Consider the following 25,960-nt stretch of genomic DNA (forward strand, 5'->3'; position numbering starts at 1 on the left):
TATTAGGCTGAAGTCGTTTCTATGGAAAAGGTTCGACGTCGATCAAAAAATAAAACAGATATAGGCTTTGACAAACCGCAGTGCTCGCCATTGCGGTTTTCTCAATACTTGTCGGGTGATATCGAGGAGACTGAAAGGCAAATCGTCCAAAAGGTCTTCATCGCGCTCGTGAAGACCTGAAGGGGCACGGAAAACCATTCAAAAGGTTTTGATCACACCTATGAAGTATCGACATACCCTGCCTTATCCGAAAAAAATTTTTTATCAGGTGAGTAGAGTCAAATCTTGAGTTGAACAGTCACCAGAAGGATCTACACCCGGAATGTGAGAGTTTTTATTTGTCTTATGCTGGCTGGAATCGATCGGTCGGGCAAAACAAAAATTTTTATTTCTTCAAAGCTTTATGATATTCTTATCTCATTAGTATAAGTTATCAGGCTATGAAGGATGGAAACAGGGGTTGGCATGAGTCATCTGAAGGAAACACTCATAAGGTATCAAAAACCGATCATAAGAATTACAGGCATTATTGGTATTTTATTGTTAATTGTATTCGCTGTTTTTATTATTAAAAGTGGGTTTTTCAATGATCCCGATCAGGTCCGGATCTGGATTGAAGGGTTTGGAAGTATTGCACCTTTAGCATTTTTAGGTATAACGTTTGTTCAGGTCGTGATTCCAGTGTTGCCCGGAAACGTCTCGACGGTAGCTGGTGTGATGTTATTTGGGATTGGTCTGGGATCAGTTCTGAACATCGTCGGCATTTTTATTGGGTCTCTCGCCAATTTTTTGTTAGCACGAAAGTTCGGTCGTGGGTTTGCAAGTTATTTTGTCAAACAGGAAACGTACGATAAATATATCGGTTGGGTGAATAAAGGAAAAAGGTTCGAGCGATTTTTCTGGATTTCCATGATTTTCCCGGGATTTCCGGATGACTTTATTTGCCTGATTGCCGGACTGACCAAAATGACCCTGAAAAAATTTGTCTTTTACTTTTTGCTGTGCAAGCCGATTACCTTATTTATCTACACGTTATTTCCGCTTTATGGCATGCATCTGCTTTATGATGTGTTCCAGTCATTTTAGTGTGACATTTAAAAAGCTGAAAACCATAGAGATGATGGCTTTCAGCTTTTTTGGTTAATTGCCAAAACGGTTATCACGGATTTCAACGATCGTATCTCGTGAAAGAATCCACTCTTTGCATATAGGGAGCCATCCCCTTTTCATCTGAATGCTGCGGCTTCATTGACAGACCCGATTGCAGTTTCACTTCACCTCGTTGTAGAATTTGAATCATTTGCATCGTCATCCAGATTTGGTTCGGACGCATTAATCACCACAGCACCTGAAGCATCCCCGGTAATGTTGACGGCTGTCCGGAACATATCCATAAATCGGTCTACACCGGCAATTAAAGCGAGCGCTTCAAGTGGTAAATTCAGCGTGGTCAAGACAAGCGTCAGCATTACAAGTCCGGCTCCGGGGACGCCTGCTGTTCCAATCGAACCCAACGTTCCAATGAGTATGATCATCAGGATTTGGCCAATAGATAGTTCAACGCCAAATGCCTGAGCGGTAAACAGCGCGGCAACACTCAAGTATAGTGATGTCCCATCCATATTGATGGTTGCGCCTAATGGCAGAATAAAACTTGATAACTTTTGTGATACGCTTAAATGATCCTCGGAGCATTTGATGGTGACCGGCAGCGTCCCTGAACTGCTTTGGGTACTGAATGCCACAAGGCTGGCGGGAGCAATCCCTTTGAAAAATTTGAGCGGATTCATTTTGGCAAACGTTTTGACGGCGATAGAATATGTCACCAGCGCGTGAATAATACAAGCTACTGCAACGACCGAGATTAATTTGATTAGCGGCATTAAAACGGATAACCCATACTCACCGATGATCGGTGCCAGCAAGCCAAAGACACCAATCGGGATCAATTTCATGATGACCCAGGTGATTTTGTACATAATTTCCGCAAAACCATCGAAAAAGCGATAGACTGGTTCTGCTTTTTGGCCAACCATTGTAATGCCAATACCGACGAAAATGGAAAAGAAGATGATTTGCAGAATATCGCCGCTTGACAGACTTTCAATCGGGTTTGTCGGAATGATATTCAGCAAGACGCTGATGATACCATCTGTTTCCGTTGCTTCTGGTGCATCACTGGCTGAGGAGATATCGACGCCTGTGCCCGGGGAAAACAAAAATCCGGCAATCAGTCCGATGGTGACCGCAATAAAGGTTGTGCAGATATAATAGAGAATGGTTTTTCCGCCGATTCGGCCAAGTGTCTCCATATTTCCCGTGCTGGCTACACCTGCAATGAGCGTTGAAACAATCAAAGGTATGATAATGAATTGAATAAGACGTAAAAATAAATCACCCAACGGCGCAATAACAGCAATATCCGGACCGATGATAATTCCGGCTAAAATGGCCAGGACAAAGGCAACGATTATTTGCGACAGCATGCTCATATTTTTGATTTTAGCCATAGATTTCCCTCCTTTCCTTGTTTAGTTAAAGAATATGTTTTGCCCATGAAAATGATAACCCTTGCAACTATAATTATTTTATTATTTAGAAAAATATACGAAATCAAATGTTTTTCGTTTGCTTACGGAATATGACATGATAGTTATATGTGAATAACATGGAAGGAGACGTTTCCGAAATGAAGCTTAGTGTTTTGGATCAGTCGCCAATTTCGCGCGGGGCGGGTCCTGAAGAAGCGTTGGATCATACATTGAAATTGGCGGAGATAACCGAAAAATTGGGATACACACGTTATTGGGTGGCCGAACATCATAACACAAATGGATTGGCAAGTGTGTCGCCGGAGATCTTGATCGCCCGGATTGCCTCCGTTACGAATACAATACGCGTGGGGTCTGGTGGCGTTCTGCTGCCACAATATAGCCCCTATAAGGTGGCGGAAAATTTCAAGTTGTTAGAGGCCATGTTTACGGAGCGCATTGATTTGGGAATCGGGCGTTCTCCCGGCGGGTCACAGGATACGCAGATGGCTTTACTGGACAGCATTCATAAAGATATGTCTGAATTCCCTCGTCAATTGCACGATCTGCAGGGGTTTTTACATAATACACTGCCGAAAGATCACACTTATCGCCTGGTCAAAGCAGCACCAAGAACAAATACTGTGCCGCCTATGTGGGTGCTGGGGTTGTCGGAAAGAGGCGCTGCAAACGCTGCGGAAATCGGGGCCGGGTTTATATTCGGACATTTTATCAATCCGGAAAAGGGCCAAGCTGCCATGGAAACCTACCGAAGTGAATTTCAGGCATCGCTGGATTTTGCAGAGCCGGCCAGTGCGGTTTGTATTTTTGTTGTATGTGCGGATACCGAAGCGGAGGCGGAAAAGCTCGCCACCAGTCAGGACAAATGGCTGCTGAATATCGCAAAAGGTGCCGATACAAAAGTGCCATCAATTGAAGAAGTTCAAAAAAGAACCTATCGCCAGGAAGAACTGGAAATTATTAAGAAAAATCGAAATCGGGCTGTTATCGGCACACCGGAGCAAGTGAAAGCGAAGTTGGAACGGCTTAGCGACGTATATCAGACAGATGAGTTCATGATTATCACCAATATTTATGATTTTGATGCAAGGGTGCATTCATATCGATTGTTGGCTGAGGCGTTTGACCTTTGAATATACTTTCAAAAACTTTGTAATCCTTTTTTAGATAACTTTCTGCGGTCCAAATGGTTGGTTTGCCTTCAAAGAAATGAGGATTTGAAAGGCTGGGGCATAAGGGAAATTCAATTTCCTTACATCGACACTATTGCGGGAATCTTTTATAATATTATTATCAGCGAAGACAGTTAGACAAAATGGATCAAAAGGAGAGGAGGGATGTTACCATGAGTGATGAACAGAATCAGCAGTTAATGCAAGCCATTAAAGAATTGCAGAAGCAGATGAATGATGGATTTGATCGAGTGGACAAGCGATTTGAGGGGATGGACAAGCGATTTGAGGGGATAGACAAACGATTTTCCAAATTGGAAAAGGAAATGAATGCCAGGTTTGACAACATGGATGAAAGGTTTGATAAACTGCAGGATGGTATGGATTTGCTTGCACAAAGGACATGGAACAATGAACAGGAGATTTACAGGATGAAAATGGGTAAAGTATAACGATGATGGCTTTATATGACATATGCCGGATTCTATTGTGAGTGTTCCCGGCCCCGAAACAGTGCTCTTATGGGGTGCTGCGGGGCAGTACTTTTCGGGCTTTTCTTTCCAGGAAAAACCCGCTGTGATAAAAAAACGACCAGGAATTCTTCTGATCGTTTTTTATTTCAAAACAAGGTATAGGCATGAACAAATTATGGTTAATATGTGACAACTTGGGCCAAATGGCTGTGGCCCCCTCTCAGTAAACCTGATCGCCGTTTAAAATTGAATTTTTCACAACGACATAATCAACATAGCGGATGGCTTGTAATTCGTTGCCTCCCGCATAGGAGATCGCGGATTGCAGATCCTGTTTCATTTCAGTGAATGTATCGTTCAAGGAGCCTTTGTGCTCGACGTACATTTTTTTGCCTTCCACGTTCTTTTTTTCGCCTTTTTGAAATTCAGACGCTGATCCAAAATATTCCTTATAAAGTTTGCCGTCTTGTTCAATCGTTTTGCCTGGTGATTCTTCATGACCTGCAAATAAGGAGCCAATCATGACCATGGATGCACCGAAGCGGATTGATTTGGCGATGTCACCGTGCGTGCGGATACCGCCGTCAGCAATGATGGGCTTGCTTGCAGCTTTGGCACACCATTTGAGTGCAGCCAGCTGCCAGCCACCGGTTCCAAATCCGGTTTTCAATTTGGTGATGCACACTTTTCCCGGTCCAATTCCTACTTTGGTGGCGTCTGCCCCGGCGTGTTCCAGTTCCCTGATTGCTTCGGGCGTACCAACATTCCCAGCGATGACGAAGCTTTCTGGCAGATATTTTTTAAGATAGCGAATCATGTTGATCACGGATTCCGAATGACCGTGAGCAATATCAATGGTAATGAACTCTGGGACGAGTCGTTCGTTTGCCAGCTGTTGAATAAAATTGTATTCTTCTTCTTTAACGCCGACACTGATGGAGGCGATTAGCCCATTTGTCTGCATGTCTCGGATAAAATTGATTCGTGTTTCCGGCTCGAAACGGTGCATGATATAAAAATAATGGTTTTCAGCCAGATATCGTGCGATTTTTTCATCCATAATTGTCTGCATGTTGGCTGGTACAACAGGTAGATTGAATGTATGCCCGCCCAAGGTAACGCTTGTATCGCATTCAGACCGGCTGTTCACAACACACTTGGCAGGTACTAATTGAATATCTTCGTAATCAAATACATTTTCCATCGTTACACCCCTAAAACGAATAATAATAATAATTATAGTAAAAATGTTCGTCTATTCCATAATGTACATGACTCCCGTGAATATGTCAATCGGTTCGTAAGTTTCTGGGGAATGAAATATAAAAAATTCAGTTTAAGGGTTGTTTTTTCTGAGTGACATGCTATAATAAACATGAATTCAATAGCTTATTTCATATAATAGCAGGAATACGGCCTGCAAGTTTCTACCGGTTTACCGTAAATGAACCGACTATGAAAGGGAGCAGAACCAATGGATATCATCAAAAGACATGGTGAGATCTTTTTGCTGAATGTTCGGATTTAGACGTATAACCTGTGCGAATGTGCACGTCGTTTTGATAACCCGAAAAACAGTGCTTTCCTCATAGTTTGAGTGGAGGCTTGTTTTTCGGGTTTTTTAATTCCTGGAAAGGAGATCAGGATGGAATCACTCAAAGAAAAGATTTTAACAGAAGGAAAAGTTTTATCCGATTCGGTCATCAAAGTGGATGCATTTTTAAACCATCAGGTTGATCCTGTATTTATGCAATCTCTCGGAGCGGAATTTGGCTCGAGATTTACAGACTACGGTATTACAAAAATCATGACGTTGGAGTCGTCGGGTATTTCGCCGGCTGTCATGACGGGATTGAGTCTGGGGGTTCCGGTGGTGTTTGCCCGGAAACGCAAATCACTAACGTTAAATGAGCATCTTTATTCAACGGAGGTTTATTCATACACCAAACAAGAGGCAAATGACATATCGGTCTCCAAGGATTATATAGATCGTGATGATGTTGTACTGATCATTGATGATATTTTGGCAAACGGCGAGGCTGCGCTGGGAATGGTTGATATTGTTGAACAGGCCGGTGCTGTCCTTGAAGGCATTGGGATTGTGATCGAAAAAGGATTCCAGGAAGGTGGCGAAAGATTACGGGAACGCGGAATTCGCGTAGAGTCGTTGGCAACGATCGAATCACTGACGAACGGTCACGTTAATTTCAAACAAGGGAGGCTCATTTAAAATGAAAACAGCTGCTTTAGGTTTCCAGCATTTGCTGGCGATGTATGCCGGAGCCATTTTGGTTCCATTGATTGTCGGTGAAGCATTGGGTTTAACATCCGAACAACTAACATACCTTGTAGCCATTGATATCTTGATGTCCGGGACCGCGACTATCTTGCAGGTTGTCCGGAACCGGTATTTCGGGATTGGTCTTCCGGTCGTGCTCGGGTGCACGTTTACCGCAGTGGGACCTATGATTGCGATTGGCGGCGAGTTTGGTATCTCTGCAATTTATGGCTCGATTATCGTATCCGGCTTGTTTGTTTTGCTTATCAGCCGCTACTTTGGCAAATTGGTCCGGTTTTTCCCGCCGATTGTGACAGGGACGGTCGTCACAATTATTGGAATTACATTGATTCCTGTTGCCATCAATAATATGGGCGGAGGAGAAGGCGCGGCGGATTTCGGTTCCGTTTCAAATCTTTCGCTGGCGTTTGGGACGTTGTTGTTCATTATTTTGCTGTACCGGTTTACCAAAGGATTTATCCGATCCATTTCGATTCTAATCGGTCTGACGGTTGGCACCATTGCGGCATCCTTTATGGGGAAAGTGGATTTTTCCGCTGTCGGGGAAGCATCGTTGTTTCACATGGTTCAACCCTTTTATTTCGGGATGCCAACATTTGAATGGTCCGCGATTCTCACCATGATTTTGGTGGCTATGGTTTCGCTGGTTGAATCAACTGGTGTCTATTTTGCGCTTGGTGATATGACGGATAAGACATTGAAGGAAGAGGATCTTTCAAAAGGTTACCGCGCGGAAGGTTTGGCTGTCTTACTCGGTGGGGTTTTTAATGCCTTTCCATATACAGCATTTTCACAAAATGTCGGGTTGATGCAATTGACGGGTGTCAAATCAGTCAGAGTGATTCTGGTTACTGGACTTATGCTTGTCACACTTGGGTTTGTCCCTAAGGTTGCTGCTGTGACAACGATTATTCCAACTGCCGTACTGGGCGGTGCTATGGTCGCCATGTTCGGGATGGTCATTTCCCAGGGAATAAAAATGCTTGGTAGTGTGATATCGGAATCTCCCGGCAACGCAATGATTGTCGCCTGTTCGGCAGGAATGGGAATGGGCGTGACAGCTGTTCCCGAATTGTTCGCTCAGTTTCCATCAGGTATTCAAATTTTAACCAGTAATGGCATCGTGGCCGGTAGTGTGACAGCCATCGCCCTGAATATCGTGTTCAATATGACGCCAGTGAAGACGGAACAAGAGCGTACGGCCGTCGTGCAGCAGGAAAGTGCATAATGATAGGAAAGATACTGCCTTAAATGTGTTTCTCTCGTTGAATTCAGTCCCAATCGTGGGTCGTTTTGATCGAGAGAAGCTCTCTCACGAGGAGTGTCCTAGCTGCGTCCGAGAAGATTAAAGTATTTTCCTATAGCTAGTTTTTGGATGAATAAATTTGGGTAACATCAGGGAGGTGTCTTACGGGACGCCTTTTTTAGTTTAATAGTAACCGTTAAAGGCATTGGTTAATAGAAAATACTTTTTGTATATTTTTATAAATATACACTTGACATTATATTTATACATTCTATAATAGGGAGAAATAAAATGTTTCGGGAGGTGGAGTGTTATATGAAAGTAGCGATTGTCGGCGCAACCGGATATGGTGGTGCGGAACTTATCCGCATTTTACAGCAGCACCCCGAAGTCACCCTTCAGTCCTATCATTCATCAAGCCATCAGGGAGCATCAATTGTGCATAGCTATCCGCATTTTCAGGCCCTATCCGGGATGGAGCTTAAAGCGATCGACCCTGCACAGATTGCACAGGATGCTGATCTAGTTTTTACAGCAACTCCATCAGGCGTGTCATCGGAATTGGTCCCGGCATTTGTCAAAGAAGGTGTTCGTGTCATTGATTTATCCGGTGATTTTCGTCTGAAAGATACGCAGCAATATGAAAAATGGTATAAAAAGAATGCACCTGAAGAGGCGATTCTGAAAAATTCCGTATACGGGCTGACGGAATGGCTTGACACTGATGTGACAGAGACACAGCTAATTTCCAATCCCGGTTGTTATCCGACGGCAGCATTGCTTGGGCTGGCCCCCCTCGTAAAACATCAGCTGATCGATTTAAATTCAATTATTATTGATGCTAAGACTGGCGTTAGCGGAGCAGGGAAAAATCCCTCAGCCGTTACGCATTTTACGGAGATGAACGATAATCTTAAAGTATACAAAGTCCTTGAACACCAGCACACACCGGAGATTGAGCAGGTTCTTGCCGGATGGAATCCAAATACTGGTCCGGTAACATTCGGCACCCATCTTGTCCCAATGACACGCGGGATTATGACGACGATTTATGCGAATGCACCAAAGAAATTGACGGCAGCACAACTTTCGGAGTTATATCATGATAGTTACCAGGACAACTATTTTGTCAGAATCCGTGAACAGGGTACATACCCAAGTACAAAAGAAGTATACGGCTCGAATTTTTGTGATGTGTCAGTCACATATGATGAACGGACCAACCGGATTATGATTGTTTCAGTGATTGATAACCTTGTGAAAGGGGCTTCAGGGCAGGCCGTGCAAAACATGAACCGAATGTTCGGTATTGATGAAAAAACCGGGTTGGCATTTGCACCGGTATTTCCATAAGTAGGCTGGTTAGGGGATAAAATCCATGAAAGATGAAAGGAGGAGAAACAATGGTGCTGATAAAAGAAAGCAGCATTACAAAAATGGAAAAGGGAACGATTGTGACGCCGGCAGGGTTTCAGGCTTCAGGCATGCATACAGGTGTGAAGCGGAAACGAAATGATCTGGGGATGATTTATTGTGACGTGCCGGCAAGCACTGCTGCGTTGTATACGCTGAACATCATTCAGGCAGCGCCATTACAAGTGACAAAAGAAAGCATTGCCACAGAGGGGAAGCTCCAGGCTGTCGTTGTCAATAGCGGGAATGCCAATGCTTGTACAGGTAAACGAGGTGAAGCGGATGCTTATACGATGCGCCGGGCTGCGGCAGACCGATTATTATTGCCCGAACATATGGTAGCCGTGTCCTCAACCGGTATTATCGGCCTCGATATGCCGATGGACAAAATTATTCCGAATATCCAAATCCTTCATCTTTCAACGGATGAAAAAGCTGCAGCAGCGTTTAATGAATCCATTTTGACGACCGACACCGGCCCAAAGTCCACATGTCATCAAGCTGTGATCGATGGTCAAACTGTGACAATGGCCGGTTCAGCAAAAGGTTCCGGTATGATTGAGCCGAAGATGGGGACGATGCTAGCCTATGTAACAACAGACGCAGCAATTGAACCGGAAATGCTGCAGGTGGCACTGAAAGAGGTGACGGATAAAACATTCAATTGCATTACGATTGATGGTGATACATCGACAAATGATATGGTGCTCACGATGGCAAGCGGTAAAGCAGGCAATGAAAGCTTGACACCGGCACACAGCGACTGGGAGACATTCACCGAATTGTTGCAGAAGACGTGTGAGGACTTGGCGAAGATGATTGCTCGTGATGGTGAAGGTGCTACAAAGCTAATCGAAGTCGAAGTCGATGGGGCATACGATGACGCCGAAGCGGTGAAGGCGGCTAAAACGATTGTCGGTTCATCCCTTGTCAAAACCGCGATTTACGGTGCGGACCCCAATTGGGGACGGATTATTGCCGCTGTTGGGCGAAGTGGCGTGAATGTGAACGCTGAAACAATTGATGTATCAATCGGGCCGATTCCGCTCTTAGAAAACAGTCAGCCCTTGTCATTTTCTGAAGCGGAGGCCTCTGATTATTTGATGCATGAAGAGGTCGTCATTTCGGTTAACCTGAACAACGGCAATGGCTGTGGCAAAGCGTGGGGATGCGATTTAACGTATGACTATGTGCGCATCAATGCCAGTTATCGGACATAAGGAGGGGTCATCATGAGTGAAATTGCGGTCATTAAATGCGGCGGGAGTATTATTGACAACCTGTCAGCCCGTTTTTTCGAAAACATCCAGCAACTGCAGCAGAATGGAATCAAGCCGATTGTGGTACATGGCGGCGGGCCGGCGATTAAAAATATGCTGGAAAAACTTGATGTGCCGTTTGCATTTATTGACGGGCTACGGACAACATCGGCTGCGGCCATGGATGTTGTGGAAATGGTGCTCTCCGGCCATGTCAACAATGCTATCACGCGAAAAATGAGTGCTGCTGGCATTCGGGGTGCCGGTTTTTCCGGGTCTGATGCGAATCTGCTGACCTGTGTTCCAAAGGATTTTCAAACGTACGGCTATGTTGGTGATATTGTGGATGTGAATGCCGCATTTTTAGAAAGTCTGCTTGAACAACATATTGTACCGGTTGTTGCACCAATTGCCGTTGGGAAAGATGGTGACAGGTATAATGTGAATGCTGATACGGCTGCCGGCAATATAGCGAAAGCAATGAACGCTGATAAGCTTATTTTTGTGACTGATGTGCCGGGTATCATGCAAGATGGCGGTCTGGTTCCTTCAGCCACCGAGGTACAGATTGAGGAACTTATCGACAAGGGCATTATTCATGGAGGGATGGTGCCTAAAGTAAAAGCGGCACTTGCCTGTTTAAATGACGATTTGCAAGACGTTATGATTGCTGATGCGAACCAGGCGATCAGTGCTGCAGGCTTTACCGGCACAATGATAAACCAATCAGAGGAGGCTGTATCACATGACAGCAATTTTTCCAACTTATAAGCGTTTTAACCTGTCCGTTGAGCGTGCAACAGGTACTGCCGTGGAGGATGCAGATGGCCACACGTATCTGGACTTTGGTGCCGGAATTGGTGTCTGCAGCCTCGGCCACCGGCATCCAGATGTACAGCACGCCCTGGAAAAGCAGCTCAACAGTTATTGGCATGTATCGAATCTATACCATAATCCAATCCAGGAAAAAGTGGCTGACTGGTTGACCCAGCATAGCTCGGGGGAACAAGTGTTCTTCTGCAATAGCGGAACCGAAGCCAATGAGGCAGCTATTAAATTGGCCCGCAAAGCGACAGGCAAACATAAAATCATTTCGTTTGAACAATCATTTCACGGGCGCACACTTGGTGCCATGGCAGCCACCGGTCAGGAAAAAATCCAAACCGGCTTTGGACCGATGCTTGAATCGTTCAGCTATGTGCCGTTTAATGATATCGACTCTGTTAAACAGGTTATTGACGACGAAACGGCGGCCGTTATGGTGGAAATGATTCAGGGAGAAGGCGGTATCCATATGGCAGCCCCCGGGTTCTTGCAGGAACTGGAGCATGTATGCCGGCAGTATGATGTGCTGCTAATCGTTGACGAAGTACAGACGGGGATCGGCCGGACAGGAAAGCCGTTTGCCTATCAGCATTTCGGTATTTCCCCGGATATCATAACATCGGCTAAAGGACTTGCCGACGGTGTTCCGGTTGGCGCCATGATTGCCAAAGAGAGGCTTCGTGATGCCTTTGGACCGGGAAGCCATGGGGCTACGTTCGGCGGCAACCCACTTGCCATGGCGGCGGCAGAAGCCGTTCTGAAGCGTGTTTTTCAAGAGGACTTTTTGCGGGAGGTAACAGAAAAAGGTAATTATTTGCTGGAGCAGCTGAATCAGTTCATCGCACCATTACCGGCTGTTACATCAATTCGTGGTAAAGGGCTGATGCTCGGAATCGAATGCCACCAAGATGTAACCCCAATGATTAAACGGCTCATTGAAAAAGGACTGCTCGTCTTAAGTGCCGGGTCAAATGTTATCCGTATACTGCCGCCACTGATTGTGAGTGAACAGGAAATGGATCAGGCCGTGGACTTGTTAAGTGAAGTTCTGGCTGATGAAAAGGTCTATGTTGAATAATATGACTTGGTTAAATAGGCTCATCTCTTTTTGTATGAAAGGGGTGAGCTTATTTGTTATCATTCACCAGCATCACAACCTGATCTCCCTGTTCAAGCTGCAGTTTCTTGCTGCGGGCAGTGATAAATGTGATTCCGTTATTCTTTTTACGAATAAACAGCACTATCCCCTTCTTTGCAAAATCAGCTTTCTTAACGGTTTGCTTTTTGGCTGTTTCAATTGTTTCAAACGTATACCCCTCACGTATTTTTTGGTTTAAGTTGGAAGGCGATGCATCTTCATCAAATAAAATATTCGCTTTGACAGCTGGAGAGATGTCACTATTTCTCTTATTCATTCCGTCAGAGGGCAGTGAGAACGTATTGTTGAAACCAAATTCCGGTGCAAATGATTGACCGATCAGGGCATTGTAGGCGGGGGCATCCGTCATGGCCACGATATATTCATATGGTGTCAGATTGGCCTCCAGCTGAGTATGTTCAGATAAAATTTCCCCATTAAATGTATTAATGCCTTTGTTTTTGGCTGGCATTAACCGTCCATAGGTGCTATCGATAATCATGACAGGGATATCCAAAGACTTGCAATGCTCAGCAAAATCTGTTGAAAAATGATTGGCACCAACAATCAGGATGCCGTCCTGTTCCGCATTGGCAATATGGAGCTTTTTGGCTAAAGGCTCAAGTGTGAAACCATGCGCACATACGGTGATAAATACAAGTGCAAACGTCAGTGTCATGAGGGTCGACGCGTCCGTGAAACCATCCTCCTGCAACAGACCGGCAAAATAGCCGGATACGGTCAACGCGACAATACCACGAGGTGCAATCCAGCCAATCAATGTTTTTTCGGGTGCTTTCAGTTCCGTTCCAATGGTTGAAATCCAAATCGACAGTGGGCGAACGATAAATAGCATGAACAGTACAAAGCCGATGATTGGCAGGGTGAAAACGTCCATGATCGTGTCCCTTGTCAATGACGCCGTTAATAAAACGAAAACAGTTGACGTTAATATTACTGAAATATTTTCAACAAAATGCGACACATTTCCGATTGAAGCAATGTATTTTTTAGTTCTTGCCATTGTCAGCCCCATGACTGTGACTGCAAGCATACCCGTCTCGTGCATAACGACTTCGCTGATGCTGAAACACAGCAACACAAATGACAGCACAATGGGTGATTTGAGGAACTCCGGAAAAAGCCCCTTCCTGACCATGCGGCTGACCAGAAGCCCGATTAACAAACCAATAGCAACTGCCATTAGCGAGCCGGCAAAGAAGTTGAGCAGATAATTGGTTTGCAGGTTATCGTCAGTGATCACTTTTGTTATCTGATAGGCAAAAAGCGCAAGCAGCGGACCGGCCGGGTCCAGAATAATCCCTTCCCATTTTAAAACAGTTGCTGACCTGGGTTTTAATTTTGCCTGCCTCAGAAGGGGATTGATGACTGTCGGTCCGGTTACAATGAACAGTCCGCCAATAATGAACGATACAGGCAGACTGAGTCCGGCAATGAAATGGGCTGCCAGCGCCCCGCCAATCCAGGCAATAAATGCGCCGAGTGTCACCACACGGAAGACGGATTTGGATATATCTTTCACTTCACGGAAGTTGAGACTGGAACTGCCCTCGAATAATATCACGGCAACTGCCAGAGATATGATGGGGCTGTACAATTCATCCAATGCGTTTTCCGGATTAATGAACTCAAAAACCGGTCCTATCAGAAGACCGGCAACCGACATAATCACAATGGACGGCCATTGAATCCTCCATGCCAGCCATTGCGAAAAAATTCCGAGCACAACAATGATAACAATGCTGAGTAAAACGGTTTCTTCCAATTTTCTCACCTTCTTATGCAGCAGCTTAGTGACATCGTGTCATATTTATATGCCTACTTTAGCAGAAAATGTTAAACCTGAACAGGTTAAACCACTCTATGAGGGAAAAACATGCCTTATTTTTGTTATTAGTCTGTACGTCCCTGACGTTCTTATCCCACTTGAGCGCATTGTCTGTAAGCATAAAAAGAATCCCTCGCCATTGTACGCAAAAAAGCAACCTGTTGTTCAGGCTGCTTTTCATGCAATCATATGCCAGTCATGATGACACATTTTCTTCTATATATGATGCCGGTTTTTCTGCAGGCTGCAGGAAGTTCAGTAATGCTTGGTACTGGTTTTCAGCTTCCTGATAGCCCTGGTGATATAATGCTTCTAGTTTGCGGCTGCTTTTTTCAATTCGGCTCGCTTCCAGGGGTTCTTCCGGCTGAATGATAAAAACGTCGTCGCGTCCTTCCATTTCACTAATTTTATCCATCGTTTCATTATAGCGTAAATGACGATCACGTAATAATTTTATCAGTTCGGGTTTATCTTTAAAGAATCGCTTAAAAAACCAGTTTAATTTTGTAGGCTTTTTGCGATAGCCTTTATTCCGGGTAAGAACGACAACGTGTTTTTTTAACCCCTTTTCAATCAAGGGCGAAATGGGTATTGGGTCAGAGACACCGCCGTCGATTAATTGTTTTCCGTTATAGTCAACACTGGGGGCTAAAACCGGCAACGAACAGGAAGCCCTGATAATGGCTGACAGATCTTTCTCGTCGTGGAATGTATCATAAAAAACAGGACTGCCTGTATTGATATCGGTAGTGCCGATGATAAATCGAGAACGGGCCTGAGAAAATGATGGAAATTCGAGCGGATATAAATGAGTCGCTAACTTTTCAAAAATAAAATCCATACTAAATAGTTCTTTTTCCCGCAGCAGTCGTTTGATTGATATGGCTTCCTGATTTTTCCCTATGGCACCGAGTAGCTTAGTGTTTCGGTCCCGTTGTTTAGCGATGTAAGAACTTCCAATAAGTGCTCCTGCCGATGCTGTTGCGACATAGGGAAATTCAAGCTGCTGATCAAGAAAATAGTCCAGTACGCCGACTGTAAACGCACATCGCATACCTCCGCCTTCTAACATGAGGCCTGCTTCGTATTCCAAATGCTACACTTCCTTTTTCCTCTATAAGAGAAATTATATCAGTCATCTGTCTAACGAACAATTTATCAGTCTTCATTCCGGTAAAATAATGCCGAACCCTTTGACCATACTAGAGGTGAGAGGTGAATACTTATGTATGAGGATCTATTAAACAGCACTGCACATCGTGACCGCCCGCTGCCCCCCGGTCCTTGGGTGATGATGCAGCAGTGGGAGTATTTATTGTTTATGCATTGTCGTCTTTCGCAGCAGGTGGTTGAACAGTACCTTCCACCCGGTCTTGAACTGGATACATATGATGGCGATGCTTGGGTGAGTGTTATTCCTTTCAAGGTGAGAAAACTACATCTTCGTGGTTTGCCGCAAATGCCATTTTTGAACAACTTTTTAGAGGTGAACGTCCGAACGTATGTGAAGCGTCATGGTATGAAAGGTGTTTATTTTTTTGGTCTGGGTACGAATCAGCTTGGAACAGTGCTTGGTGCCAGACTGGCAACACTGCCTTATTACTATGCGGATACATTAATGAATATACAGGATGGGGTGATTCATTTTCGCAGTGAGCGTCGTGGAAAGTACCAGGGCATTCTGAACGTAGATTATCAACCAGACGGTGAACACTATCATCCGGAAAAGGATAGTCTTGAAAGCTGGCTGCTTGATCGATTTTTTCTTTGGACTTACAAGCATGGTGCGCTTTATAGAGGAGTGATTCATCATAAACAATGGGAGATTCAAAAGGCGCAAGCGGCTATGGAACAGCGGCTGCTGACACCATTTTTACCGAACGGTGTGTCGAATGGCAATGCGCCAGCCCATTACGCGGCATCTCAGACAGCCCTTATATGGCGTATTCAGAAAGAGAAATAAGTGCCTGTAAAACATTTACCCCTTATCTATTGAAAACGTATACGTAATTTTCGTACAATTGAGATATATACAAAATAAAAAGGAAAGGAGCAGCATTAATCCGGAAACTTTTTGAATGCGGACGTGTGCATCGGATGGTTGAAACGCTGTATATAACAAAATGGAGAAGGGAGTTTTGTGATCATGTTTACGGCACTAACTCCACTGGACTGGAAACGGAGAGCAGTAAAGTATTACCCGGAAAAAAACAGCTGTCATCGATGAGGATAAGACGTTTACGTACCAGGAATTTGGTGAACGGACGGACAGGCTGTCATTGCCATTACACGAGGCAGGTATTGAAAAAGGTGACCATGTTGCCGTCATGCTGTCTGCGGAAGGTTGATCCGCCGCATATTCTTGATTTATTTGAAAGTCAGCGAATTTCACTGTTATGCGGGGCACCTACTGTCATTAACATGCTGGTGAATGAACCAAAGGCAAAAGAAACCACAATTATGAGGAGTCCGCGAATGGCAAGAGCTGGAACTCCGCAAAAAGCTAATGTATAGTGGCGTATCCAGAAGCGAATAACGTAAAAAAGCAGCCCTCACATAAGGCTGCTTAATATTCATCACTTCCAAAAAAGCTTCGGAAAGATTGGAGAGTGGCTTTTCGGTTAACGGCTGCAATTGAAGTAGTTATTGGAATCCCTTTTGGGCAAACCTGCACACAATTTTGTGAATTACTGCATCCTTGCAGACCCCCATCTTCCATAAATCCGCCAATCCGTTCATCTTTGTTCATTTCACCGGTGGGATGGACGTTTTTTAGGCGTACCTGGGGAAACACAAATGGGCCTAAGAAATCACTTTTTTCATTGACATTCGGGCATGCTTCCAGACAGACGCCGCACGTGAAACATTTGGAAAGTTCGTAGGCCATGAGACGCTTATTTTCGTTCATCCTGGGGCCGGGGCCGATATCATATGTACCGTCGATTGGTATCCATGCTTTTACTTGCTTTAAAGAGTCAAACATACTGTCCCGGTCAATGATCAAGTCTCGCAAAACCGGGAACGTGCGCATCGGCTGTAAGCGAATCGGTTGTTCAAGGTCATCGATAAGCGTGGAACAAGCCTGACGCGGAACATCGTTAATCACCATGGAGCATATACCGCACACTTCCTCAAGACAGCTCATTTCCCATTGAATGGGAATTGTTTTTTCCCCGGTCTTATTGACTGGATTTTCCCGAATAGACATGAGAGCTGAAATAATGTTCATATTCGGTTTATAGGGTATGGAAAATTCCTCATTATACGGTGCTGATTCAGGGTCTTGTTGTCGCTCAATAATGAGATCAATGGTTTTATTATCGGTTGATGTGGCCATGATTGCGCTCCTTTCTGTCCAGCTTCTGTCGTATAAACTGGTCATTTAAAGCCAAATTCAGATATAGTCTTAGTATTGGAAGAAAACTTTCATTCTATACAAATTGTATTTAAAAAAGACTGGGCACGCATCAACTCGAGCGAGACCTGCGGAAACTCGAGCAGGACCCACGCCAACTCGAGCGAGACCTGCGCCAACTCGAGCGAGACCTGCGCCAACTCGAGCGAGACCCACGCCAACTCGAGCAGGACCCCCAACACTCATGCAACGCCTAATGCATTCAGCACAATGCAACAACAGAGCAGAGCCCGTCACGAACAGGCTCTGCTCTGTTGTTAACCTTGATTCAACTGTACCGCGTTATTTTTATGAAATATAATAAACCAGCTGCCTGCCGTCACAATCAATAAAACGGTAATATAAACATAAATGCCATAACTGAACGATAGCACGATATAATGGACGAGTGCGAACAATCCTGCCATAAGGCTGAGTAGGATGTTAAAAGCTGTATTCGTGTCCTGCGCCAGCTCAAATGACTGGCTGAAAGGATAAGTCCGGTCATTAAGCAGCTTATACGAGATAATGGTATGCAGCCATCCACCCAGCAGGACGACAATCAGATCTGGTATAATCCGTGCAGAAAAAATAAATAGAAATACCACACTCAGTAACGTGAAAACCGGCAAATACAGTTTAATGAAAAAAGCTTTTACCGCCCCGCGGTGCAGTGCCCAGCATCTGTCAGCGGCAATGTTTGCAATACCCAGCTGCCATTGTAGTTTTCCGAGTATTTCAACATATGGACGGCGGCAGGAATCATAATACTTCCGATATAGATGGTTAAATAAAGTTTGCTGTCACCCACATTCCCGGTCAACTCATTATTGAACGAATTAAACAAAAAGACGAACGGAAAAAACAACGCAAACCCCAATGATGGATACACTTTTAATTTGAAATCCCGCTCTTTTTTCATCATGGCAGAGGCAAATTGGAAAAATACGCGTTCTTCTTGACTGAAGCAGACAAGGCGCGACCAGATATGCTCCATTTTGAATAATTTTTTCCTGCTTTTTCCGGATTCATTCAAAAGCTTCTCCAAATTTCGCTCAAATGAAGGCATCAAGCGTGCGTATACGATAATCGAAATGATCGGGACAACTAACGCGAGCAAGGACAGAAAGATAACACCGCTGGACATGTTTTGCCTCAACAGTAACTCAAACGGCGCCCCAGACCAAATCGGCGGAATAAATACATGCCACCAGCTGAATGTATACGATACGGTTAAATCAATCACTTCAAATGAACGGGCAAGCAGTTGATATCCCACAACAATGCCCACTGATAATAATATTTGGACATAATTGATGATATCTTTTAACAGTTCTCCATTGAAAATTTGCAGCGTGAATATGTAGATAAGGGCCGTCAGTGCAATGATAAAAATAAGATTCAGGATAAGAAAAGCTAGAAACAACAGTGAAAAGAGAATGCCTTTTGCAAACATCATCACGATAAATGGTACCGCAACAAATGCCCCTGCCAACAAAGCGATGTACATACCGACATGCACCATTTTGGCTGCACTGATCGTCTTTTTGCTAACGGGTTTTGTACCAATGATATTTTTGTCGCGAACATCCAGCAGTACAGAGGTGAAGTCGGAAATCATCGATGTCATCAGAAAAAACATGGTGATCCCAAATAAAAGACTCATTTGCAGCATGTAATGGTCGCCGAAAAACAAAATCGGAACACTAATAAGTCCATAAAACGCGTACAGCCATAATGATTTCAGGAATTGATTGCCTTGTTTCTTTTTTGATGAATCCATGTTGAAAATGGTAGGTACCCGCCGCTGGTCCATCGTTAATTTCAGCTGGAGGATTTTGCGCATGTCACCATAGTTAATCCCGAGCCGCTTGAATAAAAATTGAAAACGATCGAGAAAATTTAATGAACGGAAATTATTCATGATGCGATTCCCCGCTTACAATGCTGACAAAATTTTTGGCGACATCATGATGTTCATCAAATCCGGTCAGCTGATTGAAAATTTGCTCCAGTGATCCTTCCTTGCTCTGTTCTTTTAATTCTGTAAAACTTCCATCAGCTGCGACTGCTCCGTCAATCAGTAAAACAATCCGGTTGCTGATTTTTTCAACAACATCCATGATATGTGACGAGTAAAAGATTGTTTTCCCCTGGGCGGCCAGCTGAGTGAGCATTTCTTTTATAATCATCACGCTATTGGCATCCAGTCCGTTTAATGGCTCATCGAGAAATAGCAAGTCTGGATCATGTAGAAGGCTCGATATAATTAAAACCTTTTGCCGCATCCCTTTGGAGAATGAAGAAAGACGTGTGTTAAAAACATGATCCAGTTCAAATTCGTGCATTAATTGTCTTGCTTTGGTTTCTACTACTTCTTTATCAAGGCCATAAAGCTCGCCAATAAAGGTAAGGTATTCGCTTGCTGTAAGATTGTCGTAGATTTTTGCATTTTCCGGAACATAACCGATTCGCCGTTTGTATGTATGATCACCGGCTGCAATGTCTCCGCCGAAAATTTCAACAGTGCCCTGATAATCTTCCAATAAACCGAGCATGATTTTGACTGTAGTGCTTTTGCCGGCACCGTTTGGACCGATGTAACCGATAATTTCTCCCTGGTAAACATCCAGATTAATGCCATTTAAGACACGTTTTCCGCCCAGGTTAATTGCCAGATTATTGAGCGACAATACTTTCTCAGTCATTTCAATCTCCCCAATTGCATAAAACTGTACAACAATTCTAACATATCAAGGGCTTGTTAGGGGGGAGGATTTAAGGGGAAATGCGATCTATTGAATCTCCATATTCACAAATGGCTTCGGATAATCAAGCTCGCCTTTGATTCTTTTAACATGGACGTTTTCACCCTGCAGCCATTTGCTGAAATCAAAAATGACCGGCTTGCGATCGGGACCAATCGCGAACCAGGCTTTCATTTGTTTCGGAAAATAGGCTGCCGTGTGGAGCGTTCCGGCAGCCGCGTCATATTTGAAAGAGTAGATGTCTTTATCCGAATCATTCATCACTCGGAAAGACTGATATGGATTGGTCGTGTATTGCTGCTGCATCTGAATGGCATTTTCCCGCTGGCGCGATTCATCCTGCCGATAGCGATTTTCTTTATCCAGTACATGAAAATGATTCGTGCAAACATTTGACTGGCGTGCCACGACTTCTCTTGGAGATGCTTCAACCACAAAGGATTCACCGCTTTTATCCAGCAGCACATAACTGAATGAGTGCCGATGCGGAATTTCTTTCAACAAGGAAATGGCCTCATCTACGTCAGCGCACGTTTCAAGGATGATCCGTCCAATCATGTTACAGATAAAACCATCACTTGACTGTTTGCGATGGGTGAAATTGTATCCCATGACGAGTCCTTTTTCATTAAGACCATCAACCCGTCCAGTTATCTGCATCGAGGGACCGATGACTGCATAACCTTGATCAGTTGGCTGATAAATTATGTATCGCCCTTCATAGCCAATCGGATGACTATCATAATTGCGGATCATAAGGTCAGAATCAGTAAAAATTGAACAACCGCTACGGTTATATTCCAGATAATAGCCGCCGAACATACGAATAGCCTCTTCCATATTCATTTGCAATGCATCAGCGAGTCCACGGATTTCGGCCCAGATACCGGGTGCAAATCTGAGAAGGAGTCGCTTGACCTCATCGGGATCTATCAGGAAATGCCGATCTTTTTTCGGTTCCCATTGTTTTCTGCGGTTCATCAGGGTAGGGGAATCCCTGAGTTGTTCTCCTTGTGTGTAGCCAAAATCATAATGCGTCCCCCGATACTGAATAACGTCGCTCCAGAATTGTTTCATGACACTCAGCCCACTTTCTTTTTGCTAATGCCAGTTTAAGGGATATCGCTGTGAAAGCAAACGAAACTGTTTAAGCTTTCCTTCTTATCCGATGGTGCGTCATATGTTGAATAGAAAAGCCTGACATACAAAAAACTAAGACAACCATTTGGATAGAAAGGTATTGTGAATATGAAAAAAATAACGGTAGTATTTTGGATTACCTTAACACTTACCCTTGCATTATCATTATTAGGCGTCATTACCCCGGACAGTTTTGAAAGTATTTCGGGGTCAATTATGGGTTATATTTCCGCTCATTTCGGCTGGTTCTATTTATTAATCGTAACGCTGTTTGTATTATTTTGTTTATATTTGGTTTTTAGCCCCTATGGGAAAATTAAACTCGGGAGGCACGGTGAAAAGCCGGAATTTACTTATACATCCTGGCTGTCCATGCTGTTTAGTGCAGGCATGGGGATTGGCCTTGTGTTTTATGGTGTCGCATCACCGGTTTCCCACTATATTAAAACACCTCCCACAGCTGAACCTGGGACAAGGGAAGCCTTAGAAGATGCTCTGCGCCTGACATTTTTTCACTATGGCATTCATGCATGGGCAATCTATGCGGTTATTGCGCTTGTTCTGGCGTATTTTATGTTCCGTCATGAAAAGCCAGGACTGGTCAGTGCGTCACTGGAAACGCTGTTTGGCGACAGGATGAAAGGAGCATGGGGGAAGGCGGTCGATGTCATTGCTGTGTTCGCAACCATTGTTGGTGTGGCAACGACACTTGGATTTGGTGCTACACAAATTAATGGCGGTGTCGCTTTCCTCTTTGATATTCCCATTTCGTTCTGGGTCCAGCTCATCATTATTCTGATTGTGACCGTATTATTTATGATTTCGACATACACCGGGCTCAGCAAAGGTATTAAATATTTGAGCAATGCTAATATGGGGCTGGGGGTGATATTGTTTCTGGCTACGTTGGTTCTGGGTCCAACTTTATATATTATTAACTCATTCACGGACACAATTGGTTCCTATTTTCAGCAGCTGCCTTCCGAGAGTTTTCGCCTGGCACCAAATGACGATGGTGAACGGCAATGGGTATTGGATTGGACGGTTTTCTTTTGGGCGTGGTGGATTGCCTGGTCCCCGTTTGTCGGGATATTCATTGCGCGCGTATCAAAAGGACGGACGATCAGAGAATTTGTGGCTGGGGTTTTGATTGTGCCATCAGTCGTTAGTTTCCTGTGGTTCTCAGCATTTGGCATTTCAGGTATTGAAGCACAGAATAACGGGACGGACATCGCCGGACTTCCGGAAGAACAGGCATTGTTCGGGATGTTTGAACAACTGCCGTTCGGGATGATTTTATCGATTATCGGAATTCTCTTGATCAGTACATTTTTCATCACGTCAGCCGATTCGGCAACATTTGTCCTGGGTATGCAGACCACCAATGGCTCCATGTCACCCCCGACAACAGTAAAGTTCACGTGGGGACTGGCGCAATCGGCCATTGCAGCTGTTCTGTTATACACGGGCGGACTGCAGGCTCTGCAAAATGCTCTGGTTTCAGCAGCTCTTCCATTTTCGATCATTATGCTGTTGATGGTTGTATCGTTTTATAAGGCGCTTAAAGAGGATAAAGATAAACCAAAGTAACAGTGATGGGGGAGGCTTGTTGAAATAAAACTAAAACCCACACAGAATGTTATACTGTATGGGTTCGTTTCACTTCTTATTAGGTCGTCTGGTCATATTGATTTACATCAAACAGATCAATCAACTCGATATCCGGATGATTGTCTTTGAACCAGTTCAGGGAAAAATCATTTTTGAACAGGACGACGTAATTGTCGGAAAGGTCCCGGACAAGCATATTCCGCTCGTCATAGAGTGACGGATCGACCTGATCAGACTTCAGCCATCTTGGGACACGCTCGCCAATTGGCTCGAGCATGACCTCCACATTGTACTCATTCCGCATGCGGTATTGGAAGACTTCATATTGCAGTTCACCGACCGCGCCCAGAATATACGATTCGGAGCGGTAGTGTTTATACAATTGAATCGCACCTTCCTGGACGAGCTGTTCGATTCCTTTTTTAAATTGCTTGGCTTTCATGACATTTTTGGCCGTGACGCGCTGAAATTGCTCTGGTGGAAATTGTGGAAGCTCCCGATATTCAAATAAATCTTTCCCTTCCAGCAGCGTGTCACCGATTTGATAAGCATTCGGATCATAGACGCCGATGATATCGCCGGCAAACGCTTCCTGAACGGTGTCACGGGAGGAGGCCACAAACTGTTGGGACTGCGCCAGTTTGATTGGTTTACCGGTACGTGCCAGCTTCACGCCCATTCCGCGTTCGAATTTGCCGGAACAAACTCTCAAAAAGGCGACTCTGTCACGGTGGTTCGGGTCCATGTTTGCCTGGATCTTGAAAATGAATCCCGAAAAATCCGGATTATCCGGTGAGATGACCCCCTCTGTTGATTTGCGTGGTGCCGGTTCAGGTGCCATTGAAATAAATGTGTCAAAAAAGTTCTGCACGCCGAACGGGGCCAGTGCACTTCCGAAAAAGACCGGCGTCTGCTCACCGGCCAAAACAGCATCAAGTGAAAATTCATCACCGGCTTCCTCGACGAGTGCAAACTCATCACGGGCAGCTTGATAAGTCGCGTCAGAAACCAAATCTTCGTGCTCCGGTTTTTCCAGGTCAGCATAGGGAATGTAATCTTCTTCTTCATTGCCGTTATATTGGATAAACTGTTTCCCATTCCGGTCAAATGTCCCAAGAAATCGCTTGCCCATACCGGCAGGCCAATTCATCGGATACGTTTCAATATCGAGTACTTCCTCAATCTCTTCCAGCAATTCCAACGGCTCGCGACCTTCACGATCCAGTTTATTGATGAACGTAAAAATAGGGATACCGCGCATTTTACACACTTTGAACAATTTGATCGTCTGTGCTTCGATCCCTTTTGTCGCATCAATAATCATGACGACACTGTCCACCGCTGTCAGTGTTCGGTACGTATCCTCACTGAAATCTTCATGGCCAGGGGTATCCAGAATATTGACCTGATGCCCATTGTATGGAAAATTCATCACACTGGATGTCACCGAAATGCCGCGTTGTTTTTCAATTTCCATCCAGTCCGATGTGGCAAATTTACCCGATTTTTTACCTTTGACAGTCCCGGCTGAGCGGATCAGATTTCCGAATAGCAGGAGTTTCTCCGTTAAGGTTGTTTTCCCGGCATCCGGGTGTGAAATAATTGCAAATGTACGTCGTTTTTTCACTTCATCATGCATAGCCATAAAAAAATCCCTTCCATTCTATTGTGATTTGTATGTTTTGAGCTGATGGGGGATTTTAACTTACATCGGAATAATTCTCCTTCTTAAAAAAGTCGTCGTTTCATACGTAAAAACGATAGCATGTCGGATGCGTTTCGTCAATCAGTACAGGATATGCATGGCGGGGTAAAGTGAAACTTCAATAGTCACTTATTGCGGATAAAAGATAAGAATAGCAGACAAGTGTCTGTAATGGTAAGCTGAAACAGAAGATTAATTTAGAGGTGCTAGTGTTGGAAAATAAACGTTTTGATTCCAGGAATGCGGATAAATTAATGAGCGAGGAACGAAAAGCGCAATTACAGACTGAAAAAATAATTGATGGATTGGGAAGCAGTTGAATCAGAATCCGGTCCGCCGCTGGAAATAGGAATTCCTTCTGAAAAAATGGCTGACTTGCTGAAGGATAATGGATTTCATACAGAATTGTTTTACCCTGTTCCGGGACACTATACCATTATGGCGCGTAAGGAAAAGAATTAAACAAGGCAAATAATTAATAAAAGGGATCACTGAACACCGGTAAAATGTTTGCCGGTGTTTTATATGCGACCGTCGTTGTACAGCCAAAGTGGACCGTAACGTAAGGATTATCGGTTGGATTGTGATGTTTTTTACCTAACGCTAAGCTACGATAGGCTGGAAGATGATTCAAAACGATGAACAGAATGGCTTGACAAAATACATAGGGGTACCCTCTAATCAGGTATTGCTCAAATAATGTCAAAAACAGTTGACACACATATTAGGTATTGCTAATATGATAGCAACAAACACATTAGTATAATCTAATATGATTGGGGGGAACTGGATGTTAAAAGTGGATCACGATATGAAGGTCAAGTTTTTGCATGGGTTTTCACATAAAACAAGAATACAAATACTTGAATGTATTAAAGAAGAAGAAAAAACGGTATCGCAAATAGTGGAAGACATACAGGGCAATCAATCGAATATTTCACAGCATCTGGCGTGTCTGAAAGGCTGTGGCATTATAGTGGGACGACAAGAAGGGAAATACGTGTATTATGGTTTGCGCAATCAGCAGGTGCGTGAGTTATTGACGATGTTTGATGTCGTGCTTGAAGACGTGGAAAGTGATGTTGCCACTTGTGAAAATCATATAGAGTAGGGGGT

At 44.2% G+C, this 25,960-nt stretch carries 24 protein-coding genes and 1 riboswitch; of the genes, 14 read left to right on the top strand and 10 right to left on the bottom strand.

The window, feature by feature from the left end; all coding sequences use genetic code 11:
• Positions 1–465: 465 nt before the first annotated feature.
• Positions 466–1,086 carry a TVP38/TMEM64 family protein gene (locus tag E4U82_RS00100; RefSeq protein WP_167751279.1) on the top strand — a complete coding sequence of 207 codons (621 nt, stop codon included), beginning with the start codon at positions 466–468 and terminating at the stop codon, positions 1,084–1,086.
• A gap of 188 nt (positions 1,087–1,274) precedes the next feature.
• Here E4U82_RS00100 and E4U82_RS00105 read toward each other — a convergent pair whose 3' ends face one another.
• On the bottom strand, positions 1,275–2,510 hold the full coding sequence (locus tag E4U82_RS00105) for a dicarboxylate/amino acid:cation symporter (RefSeq protein WP_135108004.1): 1,236 nt from the start codon (positions 2,508–2,510) through the stop codon (positions 1,275–1,277).
• A 179-nt stretch (positions 2,511–2,689) separates the two neighbouring features.
• Here E4U82_RS00105 and E4U82_RS00110 point away from each other — a divergent pair, with 179 nt between their 5' ends.
• Positions 2,690–3,685 (top strand): LLM class flavin-dependent oxidoreductase, encoded by a 996-nt coding sequence (locus tag E4U82_RS00110; protein WP_135108005.1) that lies wholly within the window; start codon positions 2,690–2,692, stop codon positions 3,683–3,685.
• Between the two features lie 212 nt (positions 3,686–3,897).
• Entirely contained in the window at positions 3,898–4,176 is a 279-nt protein-coding gene (locus E4U82_RS00115) for a hypothetical protein (protein WP_135108006.1), read from the top strand.
• 241 nt (positions 4,177–4,417) lie between these two features.
• Here E4U82_RS00115 and guaC read toward each other — a convergent pair whose 3' ends face one another.
• A complete protein-coding gene (gene guaC / locus E4U82_RS00120; RefSeq protein WP_135108007.1) occupies positions 4,418–5,401 on the bottom strand; it encodes a GMP reductase in 984 nt (327 codons plus the stop codon).
• A 170-nt stretch (positions 5,402–5,571) separates the two neighbouring features.
• A riboswitch (purine riboswitch) is annotated at positions 5,572–5,673 on the top strand.
• A gap of 169 nt (positions 5,674–5,842) precedes the next feature.
• Between guaC and E4U82_RS00125 the strand changes: the two genes are divergently transcribed.
• The 6 genes from E4U82_RS00125 (at position 5,843) to E4U82_RS00150 (ending at position 12,317) form a co-directional block, all read left to right on the top strand.
• Positions 5,843–6,427, top strand: coding sequence for a xanthine phosphoribosyltransferase (locus E4U82_RS00125; RefSeq protein WP_135108008.1), 585 nt, complete (start codon positions 5,843–5,845; stop codon positions 6,425–6,427).
• Between the two features lies 1 nt (position 6,428).
• The gene (locus E4U82_RS00130) at positions 6,429–7,724 is read left to right on the top strand and encodes a nucleobase:cation symporter-2 family protein (protein ID WP_135108009.1); all 1,296 of its coding nucleotides are present in this window, start codon (positions 6,429–6,431) and stop codon (positions 7,722–7,724) included.
• Positions 7,725–8,057: 333 nt separating this feature from the next.
• Entirely contained in the window at positions 8,058–9,095 is a 1,038-nt protein-coding gene (gene argC / locus E4U82_RS00135; RefSeq protein WP_135108010.1) for an N-acetyl-gamma-glutamyl-phosphate reductase, read from the top strand.
• A gap of 50 nt (positions 9,096–9,145) precedes the next feature.
• Positions 9,146–10,375: a bifunctional glutamate N-acetyltransferase/amino-acid acetyltransferase ArgJ gene (argJ, locus tag E4U82_RS00140; protein WP_135108011.1), complete on the top strand. Its 1,230-nt coding sequence runs from the start codon at positions 9,146–9,148 to the stop codon at positions 10,373–10,375.
• 12 nt (positions 10,376–10,387) lie between these two features.
• Complete coding sequence (gene argB / locus E4U82_RS00145; RefSeq protein ID WP_135108012.1) at positions 10,388–11,185, top strand: acetylglutamate kinase; 798 nt, start codon at positions 10,388–10,390, stop codon at positions 11,183–11,185.
• Complete coding sequence (locus E4U82_RS00150; RefSeq protein WP_135108013.1) at positions 11,160–12,317, top strand: acetylornithine transaminase; 1,158 nt, start codon at positions 11,160–11,162, stop codon at positions 12,315–12,317. The genes argB and E4U82_RS00150 overlap by 26 nt, the downstream gene beginning before the upstream one ends.
• 49 nt (positions 12,318–12,366) lie before the next feature.
• On the opposite strand, the gene E4U82_RS00155 is transcribed toward E4U82_RS00150, so the two are convergent.
• The gene (locus E4U82_RS00155; protein WP_135108014.1) at positions 12,367–14,163 is read right to left on the bottom strand and encodes a cation:proton antiporter; all 1,797 of its coding nucleotides are present in this window, start codon (positions 14,161–14,163) and stop codon (positions 12,367–12,369) included.
• Between the two features lie 259 nt (positions 14,164–14,422).
• The gene (locus E4U82_RS00160) at positions 14,423–15,319 is read right to left on the bottom strand and encodes a patatin-like phospholipase family protein (protein WP_135108015.1); all 897 of its coding nucleotides are present in this window, start codon (positions 15,317–15,319) and stop codon (positions 14,423–14,425) included.
• 132 nt (positions 15,320–15,451) lie between these two features.
• On the opposite strand from E4U82_RS00160, the gene E4U82_RS00165 reads away from it, so the two are divergent.
• Both E4U82_RS00165 and E4U82_RS20565 read left to right on the top strand, forming a co-directional pair.
• A complete protein-coding gene (locus tag E4U82_RS00165; protein ID WP_135108016.1) occupies positions 15,452–16,189 on the top strand; it encodes a YqjF family protein in 738 nt (245 codons plus the stop codon).
• A 256-nt stretch (positions 16,190–16,445) separates the two neighbouring features.
• Positions 16,446–16,574: an AMP-binding protein gene (locus tag E4U82_RS20565; protein WP_245183488.1), complete on the top strand. Its 129-nt coding sequence runs from the start codon at positions 16,446–16,448 to the stop codon at positions 16,572–16,574.
• A gap of 218 nt (positions 16,575–16,792) precedes the next feature.
• Here the strand turns inward: E4U82_RS20565 and sdhB are convergent, their stop codons facing one another.
• From sdhB to E4U82_RS00190, 5 genes are all read right to left on the bottom strand, one after another.
• Complete coding sequence (sdhB, locus tag E4U82_RS00175; protein WP_135108017.1) at positions 16,793–17,563, bottom strand: succinate dehydrogenase iron-sulfur subunit; 771 nt, start codon at positions 17,561–17,563, stop codon at positions 16,793–16,795.
• A 335-nt stretch (positions 17,564–17,898) separates the two neighbouring features.
• Complete coding sequence (locus E4U82_RS20215) at positions 17,899–18,228, bottom strand: hypothetical protein (protein WP_245183473.1); 330 nt, start codon at positions 18,226–18,228, stop codon at positions 17,899–17,901.
• A gap of 47 nt (positions 18,229–18,275) precedes the next feature.
• Entirely contained in the window at positions 18,276–19,544 is a 1,269-nt protein-coding gene (locus tag E4U82_RS00180) for a hypothetical protein (protein ID WP_245183474.1), read from the bottom strand.
• Positions 19,537–20,328, bottom strand: a complete 792-nt coding sequence (locus tag E4U82_RS00185) for an ABC transporter ATP-binding protein (protein WP_135108018.1) — start codon at positions 20,326–20,328, stop codon at positions 19,537–19,539. Before E4U82_RS00185 ends, E4U82_RS00180 begins: the two co-directional genes overlap by 8 nt.
• Before the next feature lie 87 nt (positions 20,329–20,415).
• On the bottom strand, positions 20,416–21,465 hold the full coding sequence (locus tag E4U82_RS00190; RefSeq protein WP_135108019.1) for a C45 family autoproteolytic acyltransferase/hydrolase: 1,050 nt from the start codon (positions 21,463–21,465) through the stop codon (positions 20,416–20,418).
• A gap of 171 nt (positions 21,466–21,636) precedes the next feature.
• Here E4U82_RS00190 and E4U82_RS00195 point away from each other — a divergent pair, with 171 nt between their 5' ends.
• Entirely contained in the window at positions 21,637–23,118 is a 1,482-nt protein-coding gene (locus E4U82_RS00195; RefSeq protein WP_135108020.1) for a BCCT family transporter, read from the top strand.
• A gap of 79 nt (positions 23,119–23,197) precedes the next feature.
• Here E4U82_RS00195 and E4U82_RS00200 read toward each other — a convergent pair whose 3' ends face one another.
• A complete protein-coding gene (locus E4U82_RS00200) occupies positions 23,198–24,784 on the bottom strand; it encodes a peptide chain release factor 3 (protein ID WP_135108021.1) in 1,587 nt (528 codons plus the stop codon).
• Positions 24,785–25,144: 360 nt separating this feature from the next.
• Here E4U82_RS00200 and E4U82_RS00205 point away from each other — a divergent pair, with 360 nt between their 5' ends.
• Both E4U82_RS00205 and E4U82_RS00210 read left to right on the top strand, forming a co-directional pair.
• A complete protein-coding gene (locus E4U82_RS00205) occupies positions 25,145–25,306 on the top strand; it encodes an SAM-dependent methyltransferase (RefSeq protein WP_245183475.1) in 162 nt (53 codons plus the stop codon).
• A 328-nt stretch (positions 25,307–25,634) separates the two neighbouring features.
• Positions 25,635–25,955 carry an ArsR/SmtB family transcription factor gene (locus E4U82_RS00210; RefSeq protein WP_135108023.1) on the top strand — a complete coding sequence of 107 codons (321 nt, stop codon included), beginning with the start codon at positions 25,635–25,637 and terminating at the stop codon, positions 25,953–25,955.
• Positions 25,956–25,960 lie beyond the last annotated feature (5 nt).

The organism is Lentibacillus salicampi, assembly GCF_004565465.1.
Taxonomy (GTDB): domain Bacteria; phylum Bacillota; class Bacilli; order Bacillales; family Amphibacillaceae; genus Lentibacillus; species Lentibacillus salicampi.

What these genes read in the sequence shown, in the direction of transcription:
- E4U82_RS00190 (WP_135108019.1), bottom strand. Translation starts at nt 21,465, where the DNA reads ATGAAACAATTCTGGAGCGACGTTATTCAGTATCGGGGGACGCATTAT.
- E4U82_RS00150 (WP_135108013.1), top strand. Translation starts at nt 11,160, where the DNA reads ATGACAGCAATTTTTCCAACTTATAAGCGTTTTAACCTGTCCGTTGAG.
- argJ (WP_135108011.1), top strand. Translation starts at nt 9,146, where the DNA reads ATGGTGCTGATAAAAGAAAGCAGCATTACAAAAATGGAAAAGGGAACG.
- E4U82_RS00165 (WP_135108016.1), top strand. Translation starts at nt 15,452, where the DNA reads ATGTATGAGGATCTATTAAACAGCACTGCACATCGTGACCGCCCGCTG.
- E4U82_RS00210 (WP_135108023.1), top strand. Translation starts at nt 25,635, where the DNA reads ATGTTAAAAGTGGATCACGATATGAAGGTCAAGTTTTTGCATGGGTTT.
- argB (WP_135108012.1), top strand. Translation starts at nt 10,388, where the DNA reads ATGAGTGAAATTGCGGTCATTAAATGCGGCGGGAGTATTATTGACAAC.
- E4U82_RS00195 (WP_135108020.1), top strand. Translation starts at nt 21,637, where the DNA reads ATGAAAAAAATAACGGTAGTATTTTGGATTACCTTAACACTTACCCTT.
- E4U82_RS00125 (WP_135108008.1), top strand. Translation starts at nt 5,843, where the DNA reads ATGGAATCACTCAAAGAAAAGATTTTAACAGAAGGAAAAGTTTTATCC.
- E4U82_RS00130 (WP_135108009.1), top strand. Translation starts at nt 6,429, where the DNA reads ATGAAAACAGCTGCTTTAGGTTTCCAGCATTTGCTGGCGATGTATGCC.
- E4U82_RS00180 (WP_245183474.1), bottom strand. Translation starts at nt 19,544, where the DNA reads ATGAATAATTTCCGTTCATTAAATTTTCTCGATCGTTTTCAATTTTTA.
- E4U82_RS00100 (WP_167751279.1), top strand. Translation starts at nt 466, where the DNA reads ATGAGTCATCTGAAGGAAACACTCATAAGGTATCAAAAACCGATCATA.
- sdhB (WP_135108017.1), bottom strand. Translation starts at nt 17,563, where the DNA reads ATGGCCACATCAACCGATAATAAAACCATTGATCTCATTATTGAGCGA.
- E4U82_RS00105 (WP_135108004.1), bottom strand. Translation starts at nt 2,510, where the DNA reads ATGGCTAAAATCAAAAATATGAGCATGCTGTCGCAAATAATCGTTGCC.
- E4U82_RS00205 (WP_245183475.1), top strand. Translation starts at nt 25,145, where the DNA reads ATGGATTGGGAAGCAGTTGAATCAGAATCCGGTCCGCCGCTGGAAATA.
- E4U82_RS00200 (WP_135108021.1), bottom strand. Translation starts at nt 24,784, where the DNA reads ATGGCTATGCATGATGAAGTGAAAAAACGACGTACATTTGCAATTATT.
- argC (WP_135108010.1), top strand. Translation starts at nt 8,058, where the DNA reads ATGAAAGTAGCGATTGTCGGCGCAACCGGATATGGTGGTGCGGAACTT.
- E4U82_RS00115 (WP_135108006.1), top strand. Translation starts at nt 3,898, where the DNA reads ATGAGTGATGAACAGAATCAGCAGTTAATGCAAGCCATTAAAGAATTG.
- guaC (WP_135108007.1), bottom strand. Translation starts at nt 5,401, where the DNA reads ATGGAAAATGTATTTGATTACGAAGATATTCAATTAGTACCTGCCAAG.
- E4U82_RS00185 (WP_135108018.1), bottom strand. Translation starts at nt 20,328, where the DNA reads ATGACTGAGAAAGTATTGTCGCTCAATAATCTGGCAATTAACCTGGGC.
- E4U82_RS00110 (WP_135108005.1), top strand. Translation starts at nt 2,690, where the DNA reads ATGAAGCTTAGTGTTTTGGATCAGTCGCCAATTTCGCGCGGGGCGGGT.